Origin of the sequence: Microcoleus sp. Pol12B4, assembly GCF_036701385.1 — a bacterium.
In the GTDB taxonomy this organism is placed as follows: domain Bacteria; phylum Cyanobacteriota; class Cyanobacteriia; order Cyanobacteriales; family Microcoleaceae; genus Microcoleus.
The window spans coordinates 27,739-49,241 of sequence record NZ_JAUBQR010000011.1 but is presented as its reverse complement, the minus strand read 5'-3'; the positions used below and the strand labels follow the sequence as shown (position 1 = coordinate 49,241).

The 21,503-nt window shown below is 45.6% G+C and carries 23 protein-coding genes; 10 read left to right on the top strand and 13 right to left on the bottom strand.

Translation table 11 applies throughout. The features are described from left to right. Positions 1-7: 7 nt before the first annotated feature. Positions 8-823, bottom strand: coding sequence for an MOSC N-terminal beta barrel domain-containing protein (locus QUA38_RS03265; RefSeq protein WP_333159149.1), 816 nt, complete (start codon positions 821-823; stop codon positions 8-10). 233 nt (positions 824-1,056) lie between these two features. On the opposite strand from QUA38_RS03265, the gene QUA38_RS03260 reads away from it, so the two are divergent. Then, a complete protein-coding gene (locus QUA38_RS03260; RefSeq protein WP_333159147.1) occupies positions 1,057-1,767 on the top strand; it encodes a carbonic anhydrase in 711 nt (236 codons plus the stop codon). 119 nt (positions 1,768-1,886) lie between these two features. On the opposite strand, the gene QUA38_RS03255 is transcribed toward QUA38_RS03260, so the two are convergent. After that, the gene (locus QUA38_RS03255) at positions 1,887-3,074 is read right to left on the bottom strand and encodes a tetratricopeptide repeat protein (RefSeq protein WP_333159145.1); all 1,188 of its coding nucleotides are present in this window, start codon (positions 3,072-3,074) and stop codon (positions 1,887-1,889) included. A gap of 299 nt (positions 3,075-3,373) precedes the next feature. Here QUA38_RS03255 and QUA38_RS03250 point away from each other — a divergent pair, with 299 nt between their 5' ends. Beyond that, on the top strand, positions 3,374-3,643 hold the full coding sequence (locus QUA38_RS03250; RefSeq protein WP_333037423.1) for a GlsB/YeaQ/YmgE family stress response membrane protein: 270 nt from the start codon (positions 3,374-3,376) through the stop codon (positions 3,641-3,643). A 229-nt stretch (positions 3,644-3,872) separates the two neighbouring features. Here the strand turns inward: QUA38_RS03250 and sppA are convergent, their stop codons facing one another. The 3 genes from sppA to QUA38_RS03235 form a co-directional block, all read right to left on the bottom strand. Further along, entirely contained in the window at positions 3,873-5,693 is a 1,821-nt protein-coding gene (sppA, locus tag QUA38_RS03245; RefSeq protein WP_333159143.1) for a signal peptide peptidase SppA, read from the bottom strand. Between the two features lie 289 nt (positions 5,694-5,982). Continuing rightward, complete coding sequence (gene fni / locus QUA38_RS03240) at positions 5,983-7,032, bottom strand: type 2 isopentenyl-diphosphate Delta-isomerase (protein ID WP_333159141.1); 1,050 nt, start codon at positions 7,030-7,032, stop codon at positions 5,983-5,985. Between the two features lie 143 nt (positions 7,033-7,175). After that, on the bottom strand, positions 7,176-7,859 hold the full coding sequence (locus tag QUA38_RS03235) for an SDR family NAD(P)-dependent oxidoreductase (protein WP_333159139.1): 684 nt from the start codon (positions 7,857-7,859) through the stop codon (positions 7,176-7,178). 79 nt (positions 7,860-7,938) lie between these two features. Here QUA38_RS03235 and QUA38_RS03230 point away from each other — a divergent pair, with 79 nt between their 5' ends. Then, positions 7,939-9,048 (top strand): S-(hydroxymethyl)glutathione dehydrogenase/class III alcohol dehydrogenase, encoded by a 1,110-nt coding sequence (locus QUA38_RS03230; protein ID WP_333159137.1) that lies wholly within the window; start codon positions 7,939-7,941, stop codon positions 9,046-9,048. Between the two features lie 177 nt (positions 9,049-9,225). Beyond that, a complete protein-coding gene (fghA, locus tag QUA38_RS03225) occupies positions 9,226-10,080 on the top strand; it encodes an S-formylglutathione hydrolase (RefSeq protein ID WP_333159135.1) in 855 nt (284 codons plus the stop codon). A 190-nt stretch (positions 10,081-10,270) separates the two neighbouring features. Here the strand turns inward: fghA and QUA38_RS03220 are convergent, their stop codons facing one another. Continuing rightward, on the bottom strand, positions 10,271-11,185 hold the full coding sequence (locus QUA38_RS03220) for a branched-chain amino acid transaminase (protein ID WP_333065834.1): 915 nt from the start codon (positions 11,183-11,185) through the stop codon (positions 10,271-10,273). Between the two features lie 307 nt (positions 11,186-11,492). Between QUA38_RS03220 and QUA38_RS03215 the strand changes: the two genes are divergently transcribed. Further along, complete coding sequence (locus tag QUA38_RS03215; protein WP_333159133.1) at positions 11,493-11,858, top strand: Lin0512 family protein; 366 nt, start codon at positions 11,493-11,495, stop codon at positions 11,856-11,858. 193 nt (positions 11,859-12,051) lie between these two features. Here the strand turns inward: QUA38_RS03215 and QUA38_RS03210 are convergent, their stop codons facing one another. Both QUA38_RS03210 and QUA38_RS03205 read right to left on the bottom strand, forming a co-directional pair. Next, complete coding sequence (locus QUA38_RS03210; RefSeq protein ID WP_333159131.1) at positions 12,052-12,849, bottom strand: DUF4142 domain-containing protein; 798 nt, start codon at positions 12,847-12,849, stop codon at positions 12,052-12,054. A gap of 71 nt (positions 12,850-12,920) precedes the next feature. Then, positions 12,921-13,643 (bottom strand): hypothetical protein, encoded by a 723-nt coding sequence (locus QUA38_RS03205; RefSeq protein ID WP_333159130.1) that lies wholly within the window; start codon positions 13,641-13,643, stop codon positions 12,921-12,923. A 335-nt stretch (positions 13,644-13,978) separates the two neighbouring features. Between QUA38_RS03205 and QUA38_RS03200 the strand changes: the two genes are divergently transcribed. The 3 genes from QUA38_RS03200 to QUA38_RS03190 all read left to right on the top strand — a co-directional run bounded on the left by QUA38_RS03200 (position 13,979) and on the right by QUA38_RS03190 (position 15,432). Further along, the gene (locus QUA38_RS03200) at positions 13,979-14,125 is read left to right on the top strand and encodes a hypothetical protein (protein ID WP_333159128.1); all 147 of its coding nucleotides are present in this window, start codon (positions 13,979-13,981) and stop codon (positions 14,123-14,125) included. A 384-nt stretch (positions 14,126-14,509) separates the two neighbouring features. After that, positions 14,510-14,989: a YqhA family protein gene (locus QUA38_RS03195; RefSeq protein ID WP_333159125.1), complete on the top strand. Its 480-nt coding sequence runs from the start codon at positions 14,510-14,512 to the stop codon at positions 14,987-14,989. 200 nt (positions 14,990-15,189) lie between these two features. After that, entirely contained in the window at positions 15,190-15,432 is a 243-nt protein-coding gene (locus tag QUA38_RS03190) for a ChaB family protein (protein WP_190662935.1), read from the top strand. Positions 15,433-15,655: 223 nt separating this feature from the next. On the opposite strand, the gene QUA38_RS03185 is transcribed toward QUA38_RS03190, so the two are convergent. After that, positions 15,656-16,288, bottom strand: coding sequence for a hypothetical protein (locus QUA38_RS03185; RefSeq protein ID WP_333159124.1), 633 nt, complete (start codon positions 16,286-16,288; stop codon positions 15,656-15,658). 248 nt (positions 16,289-16,536) lie between these two features. Between QUA38_RS03185 and QUA38_RS03180 the strand changes: the two genes are divergently transcribed. Next, positions 16,537-17,256: an SAM-dependent methyltransferase gene (locus QUA38_RS03180; protein ID WP_333159121.1), complete on the top strand. Its 720-nt coding sequence runs from the start codon at positions 16,537-16,539 to the stop codon at positions 17,254-17,256. Between the two features lie 180 nt (positions 17,257-17,436). Here QUA38_RS03180 and QUA38_RS03175 read toward each other — a convergent pair whose 3' ends face one another. The 4 genes from QUA38_RS03175 to QUA38_RS03160 form a co-directional block, all read right to left on the bottom strand. Then, a complete protein-coding gene (locus tag QUA38_RS03175; protein ID WP_333159119.1) occupies positions 17,437-18,537 on the bottom strand; it encodes an iron-containing redox enzyme family protein in 1,101 nt (366 codons plus the stop codon). A 174-nt stretch (positions 18,538-18,711) separates the two neighbouring features. Beyond that, entirely contained in the window at positions 18,712-19,326 is a 615-nt protein-coding gene (locus QUA38_RS03170) for a rhodanese-like domain-containing protein (protein ID WP_333159117.1), read from the bottom strand. Continuing rightward, entirely contained in the window at positions 19,316-20,083 is a 768-nt protein-coding gene (locus tag QUA38_RS03165; protein WP_333159115.1) for a sterol desaturase family protein, read from the bottom strand. The genes QUA38_RS03170 and QUA38_RS03165 overlap by 11 nt, the downstream gene beginning before the upstream one ends. 15 nt (positions 20,084-20,098) lie before the next feature. Beyond that, positions 20,099-20,554 carry a type IV pilin-like G/H family protein gene (locus tag QUA38_RS03160; protein ID WP_333159113.1) on the bottom strand — a complete coding sequence of 152 codons (456 nt, stop codon included), beginning with the start codon at positions 20,552-20,554 and terminating at the stop codon, positions 20,099-20,101. A gap of 436 nt (positions 20,555-20,990) precedes the next feature. On the opposite strand from QUA38_RS03160, the gene QUA38_RS03155 reads away from it, so the two are divergent. After that, a partial coding sequence (locus QUA38_RS03155) for a Uma2 family endonuclease (RefSeq protein WP_333159112.1) occupies positions 20,991-21,503 on the top strand: 513 nt, incomplete at its 3' end.

The window sequence follows — 21,503 nt, the reverse complement described above, 5'->3', positions numbered from 1 at the left end:
CCTACAACTAATCAGAAAAGGTATTCAATAGAGAGTTGCTGACTCTGATAATGTGAACTTCGTCTCCTATGTGTAATATTTTTTCTGCTGATTGAGGTGCGAGTCGCGTGTTAATTATCAGCCGACTAAAGTGATTTAAATGCCCTTTTTTTAGCAGGTCAGGCATGATTTCCTTCTGCTTGGCTGTTAGTATATTTTTAAAATTTAGATCGCTTGCTTGCGCGGCATAATTTCGCGTAGATAGGATACATGGCTGACCGGGATTAATAGCTTCAAATATTACTGTCCCTATTTTAAACCTCACAATTTCATCGGCTTGTGGTAAAAGTTGGTCTTCCCAAAAAGCCGGAACATCTCCTATTTCAATATTAGCTCGCAAGCGATGGCGCATCTCGTTAACGCAAACTCTCGGAAACCAAGATGCAACTTCGGCAATTGTTTCGGTACTGATAATGCTTGGCCCTGGTGCAGCAAGATTGTCGGGAAAACCTGTAAGCAAGTTTTCAATTAACTTGACGGGGAAACCGAAGTAGCTGCTCAACCAAGATTCTATTCCCAAGCGTTCTCTATCTACATGAAAAAATATTTCTTGTTCGGTGCCTTGAATTTTCAGGCCGGCAATTCTCTTTTTGATGTCAAAGGATAAGCGTAGAAAACAGACTCCGCTGTTGTGCTTAGTGTTAACCAATTCTCCTGCTGCATCGCAGATTGCAAAAGAGCGATCGCCTTCTAGAGCTCCGCTGGCTAGAATATTTGCTTGACTGACTGCTATGCCGTCAAGGGACTTGACCGGATAGATATGAATACTTGCGACGTAAGACATTTCGAGCCATTGATAAATAATAGTCGTTTTAGATACATTCTAGCATCCCTGTCCGCAGAAGGATGACTGCTGTTGACTTTACTAAATAAAATAGGAATAAAATCAAAATGGGCTATTTTTTTGAAGTTTAGATTGTGCCGGAGCAGCTTGTAAAGAAAAATCAAAGAAGTATGACTGAGCTTGTGGTATATATTATGCTAACAAATACAAACAATTGAACCGAGTTGCAAGCAATGACTAAAAGCGAAAGAGCAGGTATGATTTCGCGACGGAATTTAATGCTGAGGGCTGGTGCAGGGATGCTGGTGGCAAGCTTGGCACCTACGTTTTTACAAGCCGAAGCAGCAAAGGCAGAGGCAATCTCTGACATTACTCCTAACAGTGCTCTTAAGAAATTGATGGAGGGGAATCAACGCTACATTGAGCAAAAACGCACATTTCCCGACCAAGCTCGATCGCGAGTTGTAGAAGTAGCACAGGGTCAACATCCCTTTGCAACCATCCTGGCTTGTTCTGATTCGCGCGTTGCTCCCGAAATTATTTTCGACCAAGGATTGGGGGATTTATTTGATATCCGAGTAGCTGGCAATTTTCTCGACGATGTGGTTCTCGGAAATATAGAATATGCGGCCTTAGAATTAGGGGTGCCACTATTAGTAATTCTGGGTCACGAACGCTGCGGTGCTGTCAAAGCAGCTTTAGATGGCAAAGCTGTGCCTGGTCACATTAGCACTTTGGTGGCGGCGATTAAACCCGCAATTGATTCGACTAAAGGTCAAACAGGCGATGCGTGGGATAACGCAGTCAGAGCTAATGTGAAAAGGAATGTAAATAACTTACAATCATCGTCGCCTATTTTAGCTGAAGCAGTCAAAGCGGGCAAGCTTAAAGTTGTTGGGGGGCGCTACGATTTGGATAGCGGCAAAGTGGAGATAATTGCTTGATTTTACTGGTTGTATCTCATATCTTGGAATATTTTTAATGAACAGGCTTTCCGGCCTGTTCCACGAGAACTTGATTGTGGGGTAGGCATCCTGCCCGTCCATAAAAGCCATAATTTCAGTTACATTAAACCCATTTCTTGCAGTCCCCGGCGCAGGCGTTCTGCTTCAAATGGGCGGCGATGTTCGTGAAGGGCGATCGCTCTTTTGAATTCTGCTAAACTCTCTGGCATTTTGCCAATCTTCAGCAAGGCTACTGCCAAGTTTTGATGAGCTTCGGCGTGTTCGGGATCGATTTTTATCGCTTGTCGGTAATAGGCGATCGCATCTGCTAAATTTCCGGCTGCCTTCAGCGTCAGTCCTAAATTATAGTGACCTACTGCAAAATTGGGGTCAATTTTCAAAGCTGCTTTGTAAGCTTTTTCAGCAGATTTCAAATCTCCTTCATCTTTGAACAAATTGCCCAAATTATTGTAAGCGCCCAACTTGATCGGGGGGAAAACATTGGTATTAATTGCGGCTTGATAGTGTTCTTTTGCTTTACCAAATTGCTGCTGCTGGCGATAAGCAATCCCCAAATGATAGTTCAGCTCGTAAACAATAGAACCATCAATGCCCTCGGCAGTTAATCCTTTGGTTAATAAATTAATTCCCCGCCCAATTTGCCCGGTTTCTACATACAGCGCACCTAATTTGCTACAAGCATAAGCATCGTTTGGATAATAAGCGATATACCGTTCCATGGCTGCTTGAGCTTTTTGGAATTTACTTTTTGCTGCGATCGCATCTTTTTGATAACCAGAGTGCCAAATCGCCACATCGGGGAGAGCAGCTATTTTCCACTCCGGTTCCCTCTGCAAAATCTCACCTACGCTGTCGTCTACCATGGCGTGGTAAGGGCGAGAAAAGCGGATGTCGGGGCGATTGCGAAACAAGCGCGACACCAGGGAATAGGGAGATTGAGAGGCACCGATTTCTTGGCGGATGAGATTGATTAGCAGCAGCCGCTCGCTCGCAATTGCCTGCTTCATTTGAGGTACCATCTCCGGTACCAAAACCTCATCGGCATCCAACACCAAAATCCAGTCGCCCTGGGCGTGCTTCAGACACTCATTGCGCGCCGCTGCGAAGTCGTCGCACCATTCAAAGTCATAAACCCTCGCCCCGGATTCTCGGGCAATTTGACGGGTGCGATCGCCCGATCCCGTATCCACCACCACTATTTCGTCCACAACACCTTTAACGCTGTCCAAAGTCCGCGACAGTGTTGCCTCTTCATTCTTCACAATCATGCACAGAGTCAGATCCATCGGGCGCAAACTTTCCTCGTTTCACAAAATTATTGTAATTTTTTTACCAGTAAAACACAAAAACTCCCAGAAACAATTCTCCTATTTCCTTTTTGCCTTGAGCATAAGTACCTTTCTTCCCTAGAGAAAGTGGGTTAACTCTTTTGAGATATTAAAAAGCCTCAAACTCGGACAATTAATGGGAAATCCTACCACTTTCGGTTCCTCCCTACGGTAGAGGTAAGGACTGGATAGCACTTGTTATTCTAAAAACATAAGACAAGGGACGAGAAAAGTTTAAGTATTCAGGAGAAAGAGAAATGGGAATTATTGCTTGGATCGTTTTAGGACTGATTGCCGGTGCAATCGCCAAAGCCATTTATCCGGGAACTCAAGGCGGTGGCTTTCTGGCAACAACAGGTTTAGGAATTTTGGGCGCGCTAGTGGGAGGTTATCTGGGTCAAGTCTTGCTGGGGACGAGCGGGGGAGCATCCTTTGGAGCATTGACTCTACCCAGTATAGCTTTTGCAGTTGTAGGTGCGATCGTTCTACTTTTCATCTGGGGATTGTTAACTCAGCGTGCTGCATAACAAATATTGCCAATTTCCAGTCGATAGACTTTTAGGGTATTCATAAACCCGGTTTCTAGAAGAAACCGGGTTTTTCAGTTGTTGGTAGGACGCGTCAGCCTACTTTTACCAAATCGGCGTTAAAAAACCCGATCAGACTCAGCGCTTGCAACGGTTCAAGAGCAAAACTTTCGTCCGCAGAGAGGGGGACTCAAGAATAAAGGGGTAAAAACCCCGGACTTGGTATTAATTAATCAATCCGTAAATTGAAAGGCAAGCGAACATAAATCCCCTGCGGGTCGTTCATCGACTTGATCACAGCCAATTCATCTTGCATTTTCTTAAATTCGGCCGTTAGCGGGTCGAGTTTGGCGGCCGGTTTCAAAACGTGAACGCCTGAAATTTTTTCCAAAATTCGCTCCTCCAAACTGCGGCGTTTGGGATATTCTTCCACCTTCCAATCGTCGCCGAGTTTAGCTTGCTTAGCAGCCTCTCTGACAGCATCTTCAAGCCCGCCAATTTCATCGACCAAACCCAACTGTTTCGCGGCTGTACCAGACCACACCCTGCCTTGAGCAATTTCTTGTACCTTGTTTTTCGGCAGTTGGCGGGAGTTGGCGACTTTAGTAATAAATCGATCGTAAATGCGATCGACTATCCTCTGAATATTCGCCAGTTCTTGAGGATTTTTGGGACGGGAAACCGTGTTAGTATCCGCAAAGCGGGCGGTTTTTACCACGTCCCAAGTTAGGCCGTTGTTAGCAGCCAACTTTTCGGCGTTGAACAGCATTCCAAAAACGCCGATCGAACCGGTAATCGTATTGGGTTCGGCAAAAATGCGGTTGGAACCCATCGAAATCCAATAGCCGCCGGATGCTGCTAAATTGCCCATCGAAACGATAACTGGTTTCTTTTTGCCCGTCAGCATCACTTCGCGTCCGATTACTTCGGCCGCCGTCGCGCTACCTCCGGGACTGTTGACGCGCAAAACCACTGCTTTTACGTTGTCATCTTCTCGGATTTTCCGCATCTCTTTAGCGATGCGATCGCCTCCTACTTGAGTCGGGCCCCCTTCGCCGTCTACAATCTCTCCCTCTGCGTAAAGTATAGCAATTTGGTTTTTCTTGTCAGCGCGAGTTGAGTTTTTATCCTCAGCAACTCTGGCGTAGTTTTTCAAACTAATTTGCTTGAAAGATTTGTTTTCGCCATCGGTTCCTGTGAGCTTTTTAAGTTCAGTCGATATTTCGTCAAAGTAAACAACTTTATCAACTAACTTGCTTTTTAGAGCTTCGTCAGCCATCAAAGTTCCGCCCTTATCTGCAAGCGCTTGCAGTTGCGGAACAGTCACTTTACGGATCGGGGCGACAGTTTTCAGGTATTCTCCCCACATATCTCCGAGCAACTTTTGAGTTTGCTGGCGATTTTCGGGACTCATTTTTGTGAGCAAAAACGGTTCAACGGCTGACTTGTATTTGCCGACGCGAGTCACTTGCACTCCCACGCCGTATTTCTCCAAAGCACCGGTGAAAAACATTGCCTGACTGCTAAAACCGTTGAGTTCCAAAGCGCCGTAAGGATTGATTGCTATTGTATTAGCAACAGAACCGAGGTAATAATCTCGCTCATTCCAGTCCATCTGGTAAGCAAAAATGGGCTTTTTGGCATCTCGGAAACGCTGCAAGGCTCCTCGAACTTCTTTGAGGTTGGCAAACCCGCTGCTGCTCGAATCCGAGCTGCCTTCGAGATAAATGCCAACGATTTTGGGGTCTTTTTTCGCAGATTCGATCGTGTCTAAAACAGTCCGCAGCGTCACTGTATCCCCGGAATCTTCCGAAAGGACTTCTTCAATCGCCGCACCAGTGCTACGGCTCGGTTTGCTGTCGGTAATATTTAAAGAAAGGTCTAATACCAATACAGACTTATCTTTAACTTGCGGGCCCGAATCCTTAGACGACGATGCGGCCAGAGCAATTAGCAGTACCAGTCCTCCCAATCCGATGCTGCCCAGCAGCAACAGTCCTAGGAAGGTTCCCAGTAAACTTGCACAGGTATATTTTAGGAAATCTTTCATTTAGATAATTAGTCAGTTGACAGTTGACAGTTTTCAGTTTTCAGTTTTCAGTTGACAGTTGACAGTTGCCCTTAATCAATAAAGTTCAGACAATAAATTGTCTTGAAATTATATGCGTTTATCTGTGTTTATCTGCCTAGCATCTGCGGTTGACCTATTAATCAAAGACTCAGGCAAAAGCTCTTATGACAACTGACAACCCTTCGACTTGCTTCTGCTACGCTCTTCGGACAAGTCGCTGGCTGACAAGCTGTCAACTCTCAACTGTCAACTGACTGCTGACTCACTTTTATCTTAACCTTTCCAAAACCCCAGAATGTTTTAACTCATCCAAGCTAGCGCAGCCCGTACAGAACATCACGGTAGCGATTTCTGCAATTAACACCTCAGCTAGAAGGGCTGCGGCTGATTCCGATTCCGCTGCAGCTTGCAGAAATGGCCGCGCCAGTCCCGCAATATCCGCGCCAAGAGCGAGAGCCTTCGCTGCATCCAGCCCATTCTGCAAGCCTCCAGAGGCAATCAAAGGAACATCCGGCGCTACGGCGCGGGTGCTGACAATGCACTCGGCTGTCGGTATTCCCCAATCGGCAAAGGTTGCGCCCAACCTGCGCTGCTTGCCATCTTTAGCTCGCTCTCCTTCTATTTTCGCCCAAGAAGTGCCTCCGGCCCCGGCAATGTCGATCGCACCTACCCCCGCAGCGAGCAATTTCTTTGCCATTTTTCCTGAAATACCGTTGCCGACTTCTTTCGCAATAACTGGTACTGGTAATTTATCGCATAATTTGGCAATTTTATCTAGCAGTCCTTTAAAGTTAGTATCACCTTCGGTTTGAACGCACTCTTGCAGCGGATTGAGGTGCAAAATTAGAGCATCTGCTTCGAGAATATCAACAATTTTTTGGCACTCTTCCAAACCGTAATTATAGTTTAATTGAACTGCTCCGATGTTGGCAAATAGCAGAATATCGGGAGCGCGGCGACGGACGGCAAATGTAGGAGCTAGTTGAGGATTTTCTACAACAATTCGCTGGGAACCGACTCCCATTGCCAGTTTGTATTCTCGAGCGACATCGGCGAGGCGATAATTGATTGTCTGGGCTAATTCTGTGCCACCGGTCATCGAGGAAATGAGCAGGGGAACGGCTAGTTTTTTGCCGAGAAATGTGGAGGTTAAATCAATTTCAGTGCGATCGAGTTCTGGCAAACAGCAGTGTTCAAAACGGTAGCGTTCTAGGCCGCTGGTAGTTTCGCGAAATTGTACGTCTTCTTCGAGGCAAATCCGCAGGTGATCTGCTTTGCGAGTTTCGGTTTGCGAGGGGGAGGTTAGCGGCAAGTTCACAGTGGCTATTTGGGGAAAGAGTTTTGATTTGGGAATATAGCAATTTTATTTCATTTTTGAATTTTTTAATGAACCGCAGAAAACCAGAGAGCGCAGAGGAAAAGAAAACAGAGATGTGCGTAAATCCTGCAAGGGTTGCTGTATTATCCAGGAACAGTCAGCGGCATTCCGTTATCGGAAGGTTTTAACTTGAGTAAAAAAGGAACTGCTTTTTGCACCCAGGCTTTGGCTGATGTGTAACTTGCTGCATCTTCGCCGAAACAAATGTCCAGCATATCCGTGTGAATTATCCCCGGATTCAAAGGAACTGCTGCCATACCTGCGGGCAATTCTTGAGCGAGCGCTCGCGTAAGTCCTTCTATTGCCCATTTGGAAGCGCAATAGGGCGCGACTTCCGGCGAAGTTGACCTTCCCCAACCAGAACTAAAGTTGACAATTATGCCGCTTTTTCGAGCAATCATTGCCGGGACAAAGTGACGAATTACATTAGCTGTACCTTTAATATTAACATCAATTACCTGGGAAAATTCTTCGTCACTGACATTCCAAAGAGGGGCGAGATGATTAGCTACACCTGCATTATTAATTAGCAAATCGGGTGGCTCTTTTTTTGCCAGTATTTCTGTTGCCCAAGCTTTAACTCGATCGTCTTTGGTGACATCCAAACAAGTAAAATGGTGGGGCGCACTATATTTTTGTTGGAGTTTTTCCACCGCTTGCGAAGAACGGGCGCATCCCACAACTGTATGTTCCAATTCAATAAACTTTTCTGTCATGGCAAGACCCAGACCGCGACTAACTCCGGTAATTACAATTAATTTTGTCATAGATTTGCTCCAAGTTTGACATTAAGTAATACAATACATATTGACTGGTGAATTGACAAATAGAGCGCAGGGAGAAAGGATGAAAGTAAAAGCAGCAGTTGCTCGCAGTGCCGGCCAACCTTTGAGCATTGAAACGGTGGATCTGGAGGGGCCGCAGGCTGGAGAGGTGCTGGTGGAAATTAAAGCCACGGGTGTTTGTCACACTGATGCTTACACTCTTTCCGGTGCCGATCCTGAAGGTTTGTTTCCGGCTATTTTAGGCCACGAGGGAGCCGGGATTGTCGCAGAAGTTGGGCCGGGAGTCACGAGTGTCAAAGTGGGCGATCGGGTAATTCCTCTCTACACTCCCGAATGTCGCAACTGCGAATATTGTTTGAGTGGCAAAACGAATCTCTGTCAAGCAATTCGCATCACTCAAGGTCAGGGAGTCATGCCCGACGGCACGAGCAGGTTTTCCATAGACGGGCAGAAACTTTACCATTACATGGGAACTTCTACCTTCGCCAATTATACAGTATTGCCAGAAATTGCAGTAGCAAAAATTCGCGAAGATGCTCCTTTTGATAAAGTTTGTTTAATCGGCTGCGGCGTAACAACTGGCATCGGCGCTGTCATCAATACGGCGAAAGTAGAACCGGGTTCTAATGTGGTAGTTTTCGGTTTGGGCGGCGTGGGTTTGAATGTAATTCAAGCGGCTCGCATGGTGGGAGCTAACATGATTGTCGGCGTAGACTTGAACCCCAACAAGCGAGAGATGGCGGAAAAATTTGGCATGACTCACTTTGTCAATCCCCGCGAAGTGGAAGGTGAGTTAGTGCCTTATTTAGTAGATTTAACCAAAGGCGGAGCTGATTACAGTTTTGAATGTATCGGCAACATTAATGTGATGCGCCAAGCTTTGGAATGCTGCCACAAAGGTTGGGGCGTAAGCGTAATTGTCGGGGTAGCGGGAGCCGGTCAAGAAATTAGTACCCGCCCGTTTCAGCTAGTAACTGGCAGGGTTTGGAAAGGGACGGCTTTTGGCGGGGCCAAAGGCAGAACTGATGTTCCTAAGATTGTTGATTGGTACATGGACGGTAAAATTGATATTGACAGTCTGATAACTCAGGTAATGCCGATCGAGAAGATAAATGAAGCCTTTGATTTAATGCACAAAGGCGAAGTAATTCGCACAGTGTTGACATTTTGAGTTGTTGAAGGAAGGAGGAAAGTAGGACTTAGGGAAAAAGGAGTTTTAGGTGCTAGTTATAGCGGTAACGTGCACGGCTGCACCTTAAATAACTTCTCTCTTCTCTTTTCCTCTGCGCCCTCTGCGCCCTCTGCGGTCAATAAAAAAAATCTAATTCACAAATGAAAAAGAATTAATATGATATCAGAATCCATAAAACTGCATAAAGAACATAAAATTTTTGATGGCAAACTAGGTTTTTACAGCCATCAATCCTCTGCTTGCAACAGCGAGATGAAGTTCGCTGTTTATCAGCCGCCGCAAGCTTTATCTCAACCCGTACCAGTTTTGTATTTTCTATCAGGTTTAACCTCCACGGAAGAAAACTTTATGGCAAAAGCGGGGGCGCAACAATTGGCGGCCAAATACGGGTTAATGCTGGTTGCGCCCGACACTAGCCCGCGCAATACGGGCATCTCCGGCGAAGATGACGATTGGGATTTAGGAAGTGGTGCGGGTTTTTATGTTGATGCGACAGCCTCACCTTGGAATTCTCACTATCGGATGTACAGTTATGTGGTTGATGAATTGCCGAATTTAATCGCCGAAAATTTTCCAGCGATACCGGAAAAACAGGGAATTTTCGGTCATTCGATGGGCGGACACGGGGCTTTAATTTGCGCTTTAAAAAATGGCTCTCGCTATCTTTCTGTTTCAGCTTTTGCGCCTATTTCCGCGCCAATGCGCTGCCCTTGGGGGCAAAAAATATTCGGACACTACCTCGGTAGCGACAAAGAAATGTGGAAAGCTTGGGATGCTAGCGAGTTGGTGCTTGAGGCGCAATACAACCGTCAGATTCTGATTGACTGCGGCACTGCTGATTCGTATCTGGCTGACGGGCAGTTGTTGCCGGAAGTGTTCGCCGAGGCTTGTGCAAAAGCGGGACAGCCACTAACTTTAAGGATGCAGGAAGGTTACGATCATAGCTATTATTTTATAGCGAGTTTTATGGAGGATCACATTCGCCATCACGCGGCTGTGTTGTGCGGGTAGTTTCTAGCAGGAGGTAGGCAAAATGGCTGCTCCACAAAAACTGATTCTTAGGCTCTGCCTGGGAACCGATATCCACAGGCTCTGCCTCGCATGGCTGCCATCAAATGTGGAGGCAGAGCCTCCCGATCTGCGTTACCAGGCTCTGCCTGGTAACGAGTGAAGTCGCTTCTACGATCACAGGTATTTTCGGTTAATTAAGATTAATCGGAAATACCCATTCTTTATAATTGCTGTCGCGATTTTCGATAATCTCCGTCAGTTTGTCCAAAATCTTTTCGGTGATGGGTCGATTTTTGGGCAAGTGATAGTTTTCCACTCGCTTAATAGGGGTAATTTTTGCTGCGGTTCCGCAGAGGAAAATCTCGTCTGCAATCAACAATTCTGATTTATCAACTGGTCTTTCTGTGACTTCAATTCCTAAGTCTCTAGCGATGGTTATAACGCTGTCTCTGGTAATTCCTTCGAGAATATCTTGCTCGAAACCGGGAGTAACTAATTTACCGTTTCTGGCGACAAATATGTTCATCCCTGAAGCTTCGCTGACTTTTCCTTGAGAATTCATCATGATCGCTTCGTCGAAGCCGGATTGTACTGCTTCTGTTTTAGCTAAAGCTGAGGTGATGTAAGCGCCACTAATTTTACCTCTTAAGGGCAAACTGCGGTCTTCTTGGCGATACCAAGAGCTAATTCTACAGTTGACTCCTTCTTTGGGTAAATAGTCTGAAAGTTCTAATCCGTAGACAAAAAAGTCGGTTTCTACGTTGTGCAGTCGCGGGGCAATTCCTAAACTTGATGTGTAGATAAAAGGGCGGATATAAAATGATTTAGTTGGCTGGTTTTTCTGAACAAAATCAATGATTATTTGTTGAATTTTGCTGGCGGGTAAATCGCAGTGAAGGAAGCTGGCACTTTGACTTAATCTTTGACAGTGGCGGTCTAATCTAAATAGCAATATTCGATCGGCATTTTGGGGGTCTGGGATTCCCCGCAACCCGCCTAAAACTCCGGTTCCATAGTGCAGTGCGTGGGTGGCTATGGAAATTTTGGCGTCGGTAAAGGGGAGAAATTGGTTTTGAAAGTAGGCAATTGGTAGAAAACTATCCATGATTCAAGCTGGCGATGAGTTTTGCAGTCCGCTAGGAAAGCTGAATTTGGTTATATTACCATAAGTTATACCCTTTTAGATTTTAGATTTTAAATTTTAGATTTTAAATGACTGATTTGGTAGGAGTTAGGAGGTTGTCAAAAGTTAGATTTTTTTTATTGAATGAGATGATTAGTGTGTTATTAGAGGGAGCGATAAAATAATATAAAATGCGGTGATTTTGGTTGATAATTGTTTTGGATAAAAGTGCGATCCTCTTCGAGGGCTTCGCTAACGACTAAAAAGAAAAATCAACCCAGGGGCAACTATGGCACGTAAATGTTTCATCATTGAAATGGGGATGGGTATAGACCAGCACGGGCAGGAACCGACTGTAGCCTGTGCAAGGGCTGTACGGAATGCGATCGCCCACAATGCTTTGCTGGGTGTCTGGGAAGTGGCGGGTTTGACTGACCCGAATCAGATGATTGTTGAGGTAAAGGTGGCTGTTCCTTACCCCGAACAAGTGCGGGAACAGGAGGTGTTGGCGGTGCTCCCTTTTGGCAGCAAAACTCTGATTGTGGAGCAAGGGGGCATGATTGTGCCAGGAAGGGCGATCGCCTCTCTGAAGGATAAAAATGACGAAATGCTAATCGCTGTGGCGGCTGTGAGTGTTTTTGTGGACACTGACTGAGGACTAATTAATTTGGTGTTGTTTGAATAATTCTGCGGTGAAATTACGATCGCCCGATCGCACTTGCTTGTTTCCGCGATCGGGCGATCAAACAACTGTCTGTTAAAAAACGATTAATTTAGGCTAAGTCTCAGATCGGCAAAGGTAGAGTGCGATCGCATAAAACCCGATCGGACTCTACCTCCTCTACCTCCTATTGGGGCTGGCTGGTATCTGCCAACATTTGGTTAACCATTTGCAAGTGCGCCTGAAGGTTCGGCAACTTCTGGGTGGCCCAAGCCTTCAAGTCGGGATCTTGTCCCTGTTGAGATTGAGCCTGAAACAGAGCAATAGCCTGATTGTGGCTCTCGATCATAGCCTGCTTGTAAGCAGTGTCAAAACTTGTACCGGAGAGTCCCGAAAGTCTATCCATCAAAGCTTTGTTCTGGCTGCTCATCTCGGTTGGCAATTCCACCTGCTTTTGCATTACTAACTGCATCAGCTCTTGATTTGCCTGAGTGTGTTCCTCTACCATTTCTTGGCCGTATTGTTTTACACCAGCACTCGAACCGCGCTGCACTGCCAATCTGCCGAGCTCCACTTCCAGCATACCAAGTTGACCTGCTTGCATGGCAAAAGTTCTGTCTCTGCTGCTGAGAGAATTAGGCGAAGTTTCGCCACTTGTTGGAGTGCTGGGAGAACGGCCGGGAGTGTTGTTGATGGGGCTATTTGGAGAACGGCCCGGAGTGTTGTTGGTGGGGGTATTTGGAGTGTTGGGAGAACCGCCAGGATTGTTGTTGTTGTTTCTATCTGTAGCAGGAGCTCCCGGAGAATTAGGATCGTTTAAGTCGCTATCAGCAAGATCAAAAACTCGCTCCCCCGACTGGTTGAAGCCGTGAGTCTGGCGGTTTAATTCTGCGAATCCCGGCACAGCTATCAAGGAACTAACGCCGGCAATTCCGGCAACTGTTACCAATTTTTTGAACAAACTTTTGCGATTGAGTGAAGTCATGACTTTCTAAGCCTCTAAGTTGTTTTCAAAAGTACGTGAAGCGAAGCTATCCCGTAGGGAATCGCCCGAAATTACCGATGGGAGGGTGTACTGCCTTTCCTAAACAAGTTGATCAAACCAAATGCACCCAGGGCACCCAGCCACCCGAAATTGTTGGGGCTATCGCGCCGAGCACTCAAAACTCCTGAATTAGTATCAGCCGAAGTCGATGTGGTACCGGTTGTACCCGTTGTGCCGGTGCCACTCGTACCACTTGTACCGCTTGTACCTGTACCAGTCGTATCGGTTGTACCTGTTGTACCGCTTGTACCCGTACCACTTGTACCGGTTGTACCCGTGCCACTCGTACCGGTTGTACCCGTTGTGCCGGTGCCACTCGTACCGGTTGTACCCGTGCCCGTCGTATCGGTTGTACCGCTTGTACCCGTAACACTTGTACCGCTTGTACCCGTACCAGTCGTATCGGTTGTACCGCTTGTACCTGTACCAGTCGTATCGGTTGTACCGCTTGTACCCGTGCCAGTCGTACCACTTGTACCGCTTGTACCCGTACCAGTGGTATCGGTTGTACCGCTTGTACCCGTGCCAGTCGTACCGCTTGTACCCGTATCAGTCGTACCGCTTGTGCCCGTCGTACCGCTTGTGCCACTGCCGACGCTACCGCCTGCACCCCCGCCTGCACCTCCTCCAGCACCGCCCGACTGGGCAGAAGCAGGCACTGCGAAGGAAACCGTTGCTAAACCTAAAGTACAAGCGCTTGCTAAAACAGTTTTCAACAATTTAGAAGATTTCATGGTAATGCTTGCTTTTACGTAGAGTCTTGCGATCGCTTGTGATGCCAAAACTGCAGGGTCAAATTGACAGCGTAACGTGCAAATTTTCTAACATTCGCTGCGGAATAATGAAGGTAAGGGAGCAAATTTAGTCCCGTTTCCTTGATGATTTTTCCCTGAATAATTACACCGCCGCGTTAACAGTTTATAAGCTATTACGTATGCTTCAAGTTCGCCATTCATCTTTAGGAATATTTGACAAAATGGCTTTTTATTTCAGGTGGTGGATGAAATTTGATTGAGCGACCGACTAGCTCAATCAAATTTTGTGGGCGAGGGATAGAAACCAGGTTGATATGAAAAATTTTGGGTGGAGTAACGAGACATATTACGAATTAACCGGCTTTCTCAGACAAGCGCCCGCTTCTTCCTATGAATTTTCCCCGGATGCAGGTGCTTTGAGGCAAAAATTGTTGATTTTCTCACCGTCAATTTTGGCTTAGCACTCCGCCAGATGAGTTAGTTTAAAAATTTTTTGAGCGCTATTTTTTCTTAACTTGTGGCTGACAATTTGGGCACTGGCAGAATACCGCTCAAACTTTCCCAGGAAACTAAATTATCTCAAAACGCGCGAGCGATCGCTCAGCGTCGCCATAACACCTGCAACCCCATACCAGCAATGCTTTTGGCTGGGATTTGACTTGCCTTAAACACGAAGGCGAACTGAGGGCTATCCGAGTCGAACCCGCGCGAGATTAAATTAACCAGGGGTGGCGCACTGGTGAGAATTGCTTGTAAGTGCGATCGGGCAAACTCTGATATAGTAAAGCCACAGTTATACCAGAGAGCGCTTGTTCTCTAACAAATTTTCCAACGAGAGATCAACTATGCTGCATCGAATTCTTGCCAGAAGTCGCTATCTAATGTTAATCGCTGTATTCGGTTCTTTTGCAGCGTCTGTGACGCTTTTGATCTACGGTGCCCTGGAAACCCTCATTACCATCGGCCACACAGCTACAGTACCGGTTTCCAGCGAAAACTCGAAACAACTGATTCTGTCTTGCATCGAAGTTGTAGATTTGTTTCTTCTCGCCACAGTATTTTACATTACTGCACTCGGACTTTACGAGCTGTTTATTGACGATCGCATCAAAGTACCCATCTGGCTGGAAATTCACACCATCGATGACCTAAAAACCAAACTCACCAGCGTCATTGTAGTAGTGTTGAGTGTATTGTTTCTCTCTGAGGTAGTTCGGTGGAACGGCGGGACGAACATCCTTCCTTTGGGAGCGGGTATCGCTTTAGTAATCGCTGCGCTGACGTATTTTCTAAGTTCGCAGGTGAAAAAGCCGAAGTCAGATTAATGGTTGTTTGAGGAGGGAAATTAGCCAAATCCGGCTGAACCAGCAACGGCAATCAAGTTGCATTATTTTGCACAACAGATTTAATATTACATCTGTCTTCGGAATGATAAGAAGGCGGTTTAAAACTTGCTTTTAGAGAGAGGAAAGTAGTGTCTTCTCGTATATAAGATTAAATTTATGTTTAATAATTAGAGGTCATTATGCCAGAACAACAATTTGATACCTTACCTTCAGAAGCACAAGAACTCCCCCAAGGGGCGAAACAAATTTTTCAGGCGGCTTTTAAGAGCGCTAGTGAAGATGGAATGAGCGCCGATGGTGCTACTAGCGTTGCTTGGAACAGCGTAAAATCTGAATACGTTCAAGGGGAAGGTGGCACGTGGCATCACAAGGGCGACGATACTAACCAAACCCGCAAATCTGTACAGTCTGGTGGCAATTAGTTATCAGCCATCAGTAATATTGTGTCCGCTAACATAACCCCTATCCGTTGTGTAGTGAGGGCTTCATTCCTCAACTTTTGATGAGAACCAAGAGTCCTCACTACCAACCAACTGCAGTGACGTTATGCTAGGGGGCATGAGATCATCAGTCATTAGCAATTTAGTCACCACTTGTGATTAATGCTTTACGTTGATAGCTGTTGGAATCGCGGTGGTACAGAAGTTAATGCAGCCTGTTAATAGGCTCGCGCATATCCCATTGTAATTCGGCTAAAACGAGCAAGCTAAATACCATGACCGTTCCCGTAAATAGGAAATACCAACCGCCCGTGAAAGGCAAAATCAAAATCCCTAACAGGTGAAATAAACTTGCTGCTAAAAGCGCGCGCGATCGTACTGCAAATCCAGTCGCTAAATACCCTATTCCGCTCATTCCCAACCACAGAGGACAGAGATTCGCCAACACTTTTCCCCACTTAAGAAAAATTGCTAAATCGGTCAGCAGCAATCCTAATAACATTAGTATTACCCAACCGTAAAGCACCCAAATCAGGCGTTCTATTTTGACCCAAGAGTATGTCATGCTTACCATTGCTGCTGTACCTACGAGGCTGAGCGCTGACCACAAACCAGCTTGCAGCATCCAACTCACAGAAAAAAATTGTGCTGTGCCGAAGATGGGTATTAACAGCAAGCTCCACAGCAAGCAAGCTCGATCGAGACAAGTATAAAATTTTGAATAAAATCGCTCTTTGCCAAGGGGAAACTGAACGTGCCAAAGCCCTTCTAAATCCTGAACGGCAATGTTAATCTGTTTGCGGCGCAGAGGCGGAACTGAATAATTAAAAAAGGTCATGTTTGACAATATTAAAATTTAAAATTATTTGCTTAGGTACTATCTCACCAGCAATCGCTATAATTGCAATCTGTCAATCGGATTAATCTAGTTAATTTGATAATCTGTCTGCAGTAATAGTTATTCGAGCGCACCCTATAAAACAGGAATAGAGAGATGGCACAAGTTGATAAAATAGCTCTTGCGACAGATGGCTGGGATATTAGTTATTCGATACTTTTAAAATAGTCAACTTTGTTACAGAATTTATGCTCACTTCATCCCATCCTCTGAAACAGGTATTCCACTGCCCGGAAGAATCGGATTTTTACGCGCACTGCTTGGAAAGTTTAGTGTTAAATGCTAGTGACAATTCTCGACTTATCGTAGAGTTTGGTTCAGGAGAGGGAAGTCCAGTTATTAAGTCTTTGCTGAGAAGTGATTTTGATGGGACAATACAGGGATTTGAGCTAAATAATGTAGCTTGGAAAATTGCTCAGTATCAAATTAAGGAATATCAACTGAGCGAAAAATACACGGTCAACAATTGCTCTTTTTTTGATTCGCCTTTATACGAGTCGGCGGATTGTGTCATCTCAAATCCCCCTTACTTGCCGGCGGTGGATGATAAAATTTACCAGCCGCTGTTGCACGGCGGGAGTGATGGTTGTACAATTGCTAAAAAACTTTTATCTCTGGGCAGTGACGAAGTTTTGCTAATGGTTTCTAGCTATTCTAATCCTGTGGGTTTGATCGATTATGCCTTGGATCGAGGCTACTCGGTTGCGAATTTTGAGATAGCACCTTTAAGTTTTGGGTATTATAGTTCGGAACCGAAGGTGAAAAGTGCGATCGCCAGTCTCAGAGAACAGGGAATGGCTTTTTATTCAGAAAATATCTATCTGCTGGCTGGAGTTTTGTTTAAGAAACAGGAAAAGTCGCAAAGAGATTTGTCGATCGAGCTAATTCAGTTAATGACAGCATTTTAAAATACAGCGCTCGTAGGGTGCCTCTGAGATGTTGCACCATTGTCAGCAACAGGCTTTCCGGCCTGTTCCACAAGAAATAGACTCTTTGTGGAACAGGCCGGAAATCCTGTTCCTCAAAGGCTTATTGAGAACGGTGCAACATCTAGGGTACATCCAAGACTTATGCACCCTAAATAGCTGTTAATTCCGTTCTGCGGCTTGGATCGATCGCACTACAGCAGCCCCAGCCCGATCGCCGATCGACTTCTCCTGATCGTACCCCAACACCAGTTCCCAAGCCTCCTGCGGGTATCTATCAACCAGCGGGATCGCCACTTCATCCAACATCCAGCGCCCGTGACGCTCATCTTCTTTGATGTGGAGTTCCCAATAACCCATAGCAGCCTGCGAGAGGCCCAAACGCTGGGCGGCGGCTAGATAATTGCGGTAAGCCACGGGCCCCGCCACCTCAAAATATGTGAGTCCGCCGTTGTAGCGCAGAAAATGACGCTTGCGTTCCGTCAGCAGAAAGTTGTGATTGATGCCTGCGAGCACTTCCCAAGGCACTAAATCGAAGTACGCTTCCGGTTCCGTACTCATCCCGAATTCTGCCAGCATTTGGGCAAAAAAGGTCGAATGCTTGCGGGGCAGGCGACCGCCGCCGTATTCTTCGATCAGCACTCGCGTAAGGGTACACTGAATTTCGTTGCCGGCGCCACCGAGGATGCGAGAAAGGCGGCTGGCTTCCACTAAACCGTCGAAGGACGCGATCGCCAGCAGGTGTTTGTATCCCTCTTCAGTCATCTGTTCCCGCTGGTAGCGATCGAGCTCAGTTAGCGGAGGATCGACATCGGCGGCGGCGCGATCGCGCAGGGCTTGCTTGACATCCGGCAATTTTTGCAGCGCTGCAACGTCGATTTGCGCTAGTTCCCACTGTTGCCAAGGTTCTTCAATGCGATCGCGCACGGAACGCAAATAGTGCGATCGTTCGTTGTTGTAGCGGCGCAAATCGTCGTACCAAAACAAGTTGAGGCGGTTGATACGGTAAAGTACGCGCTGCAAGAAGCGGTGAGCGGCCTCATCGCCTGGTTCCTGTTGGTAAGCTGCTTGAATTGCATAGGCGATCGCGCTTTCAAAATCGCTGACAAGTAACGGTTTTGCCGCCACCGTCTTGTCTAAATCCTCGACTTCTAGCAAATTGACAAATTGGCGATCGGCTGCTTCGTAATTTGGGGGTGCGGGTTGCTTTTTGGGAAGACTCGGCGAGTCTATTTTGGGGAGTAAATCTGCCGTGTTTTGCATGGAATCAACTTATGTTATGACTTTGATTATTGTGCTGCCTGCCCAAACAGCCAACCGTTGCAGATTGCTGAGGATTCTGGCTAATTACTTTCAACATAGCGAATCTGTCAGCCGCATACACCCTTCCATTGATAGAGATTTTATAGAAATCAATTTGGTCACAACTGCCCCGATTCATTCCGAAAGCAGGGTGACTGAAGGAGACTTTATCAAACTTCGCAAAGTAATTGGAGCTAATATCTGGGCATCTTTTGGAGCCGGCACTGCTTGCCGCCACGCTTTGATACCTCCTGAAAGGACAACAACATTCAGGCTAATATCCTTAATCTTATTAGTCTCATTTGCCGCAGATTCTTGGGAATACCGAGCGATTTTTTCCAACTGTTTGTATGCTTTAACCGATCGCCCTCCTCTGGCACAATAAAGTACAATTATCGGCTGAGGTCGATCGGATTTAACCCTAGCTTTTACAATGGATTGAATCTGCTTGACACCGAACCCCATCTCAATATCGATTATGGGAACCAGCGGACTTTCACCGATGCGATCCTCCGCGTATTCTTCGGGCGATCGCACATCGATCAAAATCACTGGTTTGAACTTACCCTGCTGCAATTCGGCAACAGTTACTTGTTTCGTATTTAAACTGGCGATAAAAGTTAGGATATCCATGTGGTGAAATAAGGCAACTGCACCCACAGAAGCAACACTCGTCAAGCCAAAACCCATAATTACCAGCAAAATCCGAGAATAGCGATTAAGACCTGGTTTTGCATTTTTATCTAGCATTTTTCATCATCCTGGAAAATGGAAAGAATATTTGTCCGACATATCCAATAGGTATAGAATCAGAAATTCCATATTTATGAGGGATTTTTTTTCCTGGCATATACATAGTGCCAAATAGCAAATCTAACAGTGGCAACTGAACAGCAAAGTTTTTGTTGTTGATTGCGGGAATTTTACTGTGATGCCAGTGATGAAATTGTGGGGTTGCTACGAACCATTTTAGGATGCCAAATTTTAATTTAATATTAGAATGAATCAAAAAAGCGATAGCCGCCGAATAAAGAGCATAAGCCACCAAACTCTCCTTAGTAAATCCCAACCAGTAAAGAGGCATAATTTTGCAAATTTGAGTAAAAATTTGCTCGCAGGGATGCACCCGCACTGCTGCTAACCAGTCCATGTGTTCAATGCTGTGATGGACTGCATGAAATTGCCAAAGCCAGGGTACTTCATGCAGTAGTCTGTGAGCGATATAATATGCCATATCTGAAACGATAACTGCTTCTACCAACTGCAACCACACAGGTTGAGAGGCTACTTTGCTTTGCAATTCCTGGTTTAGTAAATTAGTTATCAGCGACAAAATTAGGGTCACAATAATAGCCCCGGATCTGCCAATAAAGTGACCTGTAAAAAAATAGGTGGCATCGGTTGCCCATCCGAGACGGAATATCTTTTGCTTGTGCAAGGATAAGATTCTTTCTAGGGGAATGAAGATGCAAGCTAAGATGATGAACCCTTTGACAATTTCTGGCATAATTTTGGTCGCGATTTACTTATTCACTTCTACTGTCCCATCACCGCAAGCTAATTTACCGTTAATATTTATTGGCTCAGTCGGTGGAGTTAGACTGTCAGATTTGGCTATACATAATATAGTTACTATCGTACTTTTATCGGCAGCTTTCTTAGCATTAGCAAGAGGAGTGGGTACTAAAAAAACAGCTCCGACAACGCTCTTGGTATCCTTTTGTACCGTGCGGGATACGCCGTAACTAAATGCAGCTTTTTTACCAGCAATTACTGAATAATTGTAGTTGGTTGTTTGAGACTTAAGGCCAAGATCGAGGGCATCCAGGGAAGTTGCAAAAACACCTTTTTCGGCAAAATAAGCTTGTTGAGCGCGGTTCATTGAGCTAACATATTGTTTAGCTTCTGACTGCTTCGCTTTATTGCCACAAGAGAGCAGATTCGGTAACGCGAGCGCACCAACTATTATGCTACCCAAAGGAAAATAAATAAAAGTGATTCTCAGTAAAATTCCTACCCATGATTTACGTTTTTTGTCAGGGATAATTTTTTTTCTGAAGATTCCGCTTTTTTATCGAGTGCATCGAGTTGAGGATTTTTCTTAAGCTGCATGATTGTTCTTCAAATGTGTTAGCCGATTAGTTGTCCAGCGAGTAATGATTGGAGGAGAGGCGCGACAATATTCAGGTTTCAGGTAAATGCCTCATTGAGGTTAAACTGAATATATCACTGAGTGCGGCGGGGTATGCAAACCTCGCATATTGTGCCTTGCTTCTACTTTATCTCTATTAAATCACCAGGCTATTTGAGAACTCGACTGACTTTTCATCGACTTCTCATCGACTTTAGACATCACTGGCATTTAAGAGGGCGTGTGACTATAATCGAAGAAATAATTAGAGGAACGGTAAGTTATGGCAGTGCAGTTGCTCAAAAGACTTTTCACCGTAGAAGAATACCATCTGATGGGTAAAGCTGGTATTCTTTCAGAGGGCGATCGCGTAGAATTGATAGAAGGAGAACTTGTTCAAATGGCCGCAATTGGAACTCGTCACGCAGGTTGTGTTAACCGCATTACCCGACTCTTTTGCCGGCTTCCAGAAGAAAGGGCGATTGTGACTGTACAAAACCCCATTCAAGTCAGCCAGCGAACCGAACCGCAACCCGATCTAGTATTGCTGCAACCTCGCGCCGATTACTATTCAACCGCCCATCCCCTACCATCGGAAGTTTTACTATTAATAGAAGTAGCTGACACTTCAATAGATTATGACAGAGACATGAAACTTCCTATTTACGCTCGATCGCAAATTCAGGAAGTCTGGATAGTAAATTTACAGGAAAACTGCTTGGAAGTTTACCGCCAGCCAACGGTTAACGGTTACAGTTTAATGCTGAGGTTTTGGCGGGGCGACGAAGTTTCGCCG

What these genes read in the sequence shown, in the direction of transcription:
- QUA38_RS03210 (WP_333159131.1), bottom strand. Translation starts at nt 12,849, where the DNA reads ATGACTTCACTCAATCGCAAAAGTTTGTTCAAAAAATTGGTAACAGTT.
- QUA38_RS03180 (WP_333159121.1), top strand. Translation starts at nt 16,537, where the DNA reads ATGCTCACTTCATCCCATCCTCTGAAACAGGTATTCCACTGCCCGGAA.
- QUA38_RS03220 (WP_333065834.1), bottom strand. Translation starts at nt 11,185, where the DNA reads ATGGATAGTTTTCTACCAATTGCCTACTTTCAAAACCAATTTCTCCCC.
- QUA38_RS03190 (WP_190662935.1), top strand. Translation starts at nt 15,190, where the DNA reads ATGCCAGAACAACAATTTGATACCTTACCTTCAGAAGCACAAGAACTC.
- QUA38_RS03205 (WP_333159130.1), bottom strand. Translation starts at nt 13,643, where the DNA reads ATGAAATCTTCTAAATTGTTGAAAACTGTTTTAGCAAGCGCTTGTACT.
- QUA38_RS03170 (WP_333159117.1), bottom strand. Translation starts at nt 19,326, where the DNA reads ATGCTAGATAAAAATGCAAAACCAGGTCTTAATCGCTATTCTCGGATT.
- QUA38_RS03200 (WP_333159128.1), top strand. Translation starts at nt 13,979, where the DNA reads ATGAAAAATTTTGGGTGGAGTAACGAGACATATTACGAATTAACCGGC.
- QUA38_RS03250 (WP_333037423.1), top strand. Translation starts at nt 3,374, where the DNA reads ATGGGAATTATTGCTTGGATCGTTTTAGGACTGATTGCCGGTGCAATC.
- QUA38_RS03255 (WP_333159145.1), bottom strand. Translation starts at nt 3,074, where the DNA reads ATGGATCTGACTCTGTGCATGATTGTGAAGAATGAAGAGGCAACACTG.
- QUA38_RS03185 (WP_333159124.1), bottom strand. Translation starts at nt 16,288, where the DNA reads ATGACCTTTTTTAATTATTCAGTTCCGCCTCTGCGCCGCAAACAGATT.
- QUA38_RS03215 (WP_333159133.1), top strand. Translation starts at nt 11,493, where the DNA reads ATGGCACGTAAATGTTTCATCATTGAAATGGGGATGGGTATAGACCAG.
- QUA38_RS03175 (WP_333159119.1), bottom strand. Translation starts at nt 18,537, where the DNA reads ATGCAAAACACGGCAGATTTACTCCCCAAAATAGACTCGCCGAGTCTT.
- QUA38_RS03195 (WP_333159125.1), top strand. Translation starts at nt 14,510, where the DNA reads ATGCTGCATCGAATTCTTGCCAGAAGTCGCTATCTAATGTTAATCGCT.
- fghA (WP_333159135.1), top strand. Translation starts at nt 9,226, where the DNA reads ATGATATCAGAATCCATAAAACTGCATAAAGAACATAAAATTTTTGAT.
- QUA38_RS03230 (WP_333159137.1), top strand. Translation starts at nt 7,939, where the DNA reads ATGAAAGTAAAAGCAGCAGTTGCTCGCAGTGCCGGCCAACCTTTGAGC.
- QUA38_RS03165 (WP_333159115.1), bottom strand. Translation starts at nt 20,083, where the DNA reads ATGCCAGAAATTGTCAAAGGGTTCATCATCTTAGCTTGCATCTTCATT.
- sppA (WP_333159143.1), bottom strand. Translation starts at nt 5,693, where the DNA reads ATGAAAGATTTCCTAAAATATACCTGTGCAAGTTTACTGGGAACCTTC.
- QUA38_RS03260 (WP_333159147.1), top strand. Translation starts at nt 1,057, where the DNA reads ATGACTAAAAGCGAAAGAGCAGGTATGATTTCGCGACGGAATTTAATG.
- QUA38_RS03265 (WP_333159149.1), bottom strand. Translation starts at nt 823, where the DNA reads ATGTCTTACGTCGCAAGTATTCATATCTATCCGGTCAAGTCCCTTGAC.
- QUA38_RS03235 (WP_333159139.1), bottom strand. Translation starts at nt 7,859, where the DNA reads ATGACAAAATTAATTGTAATTACCGGAGTTAGTCGCGGTCTGGGTCTT.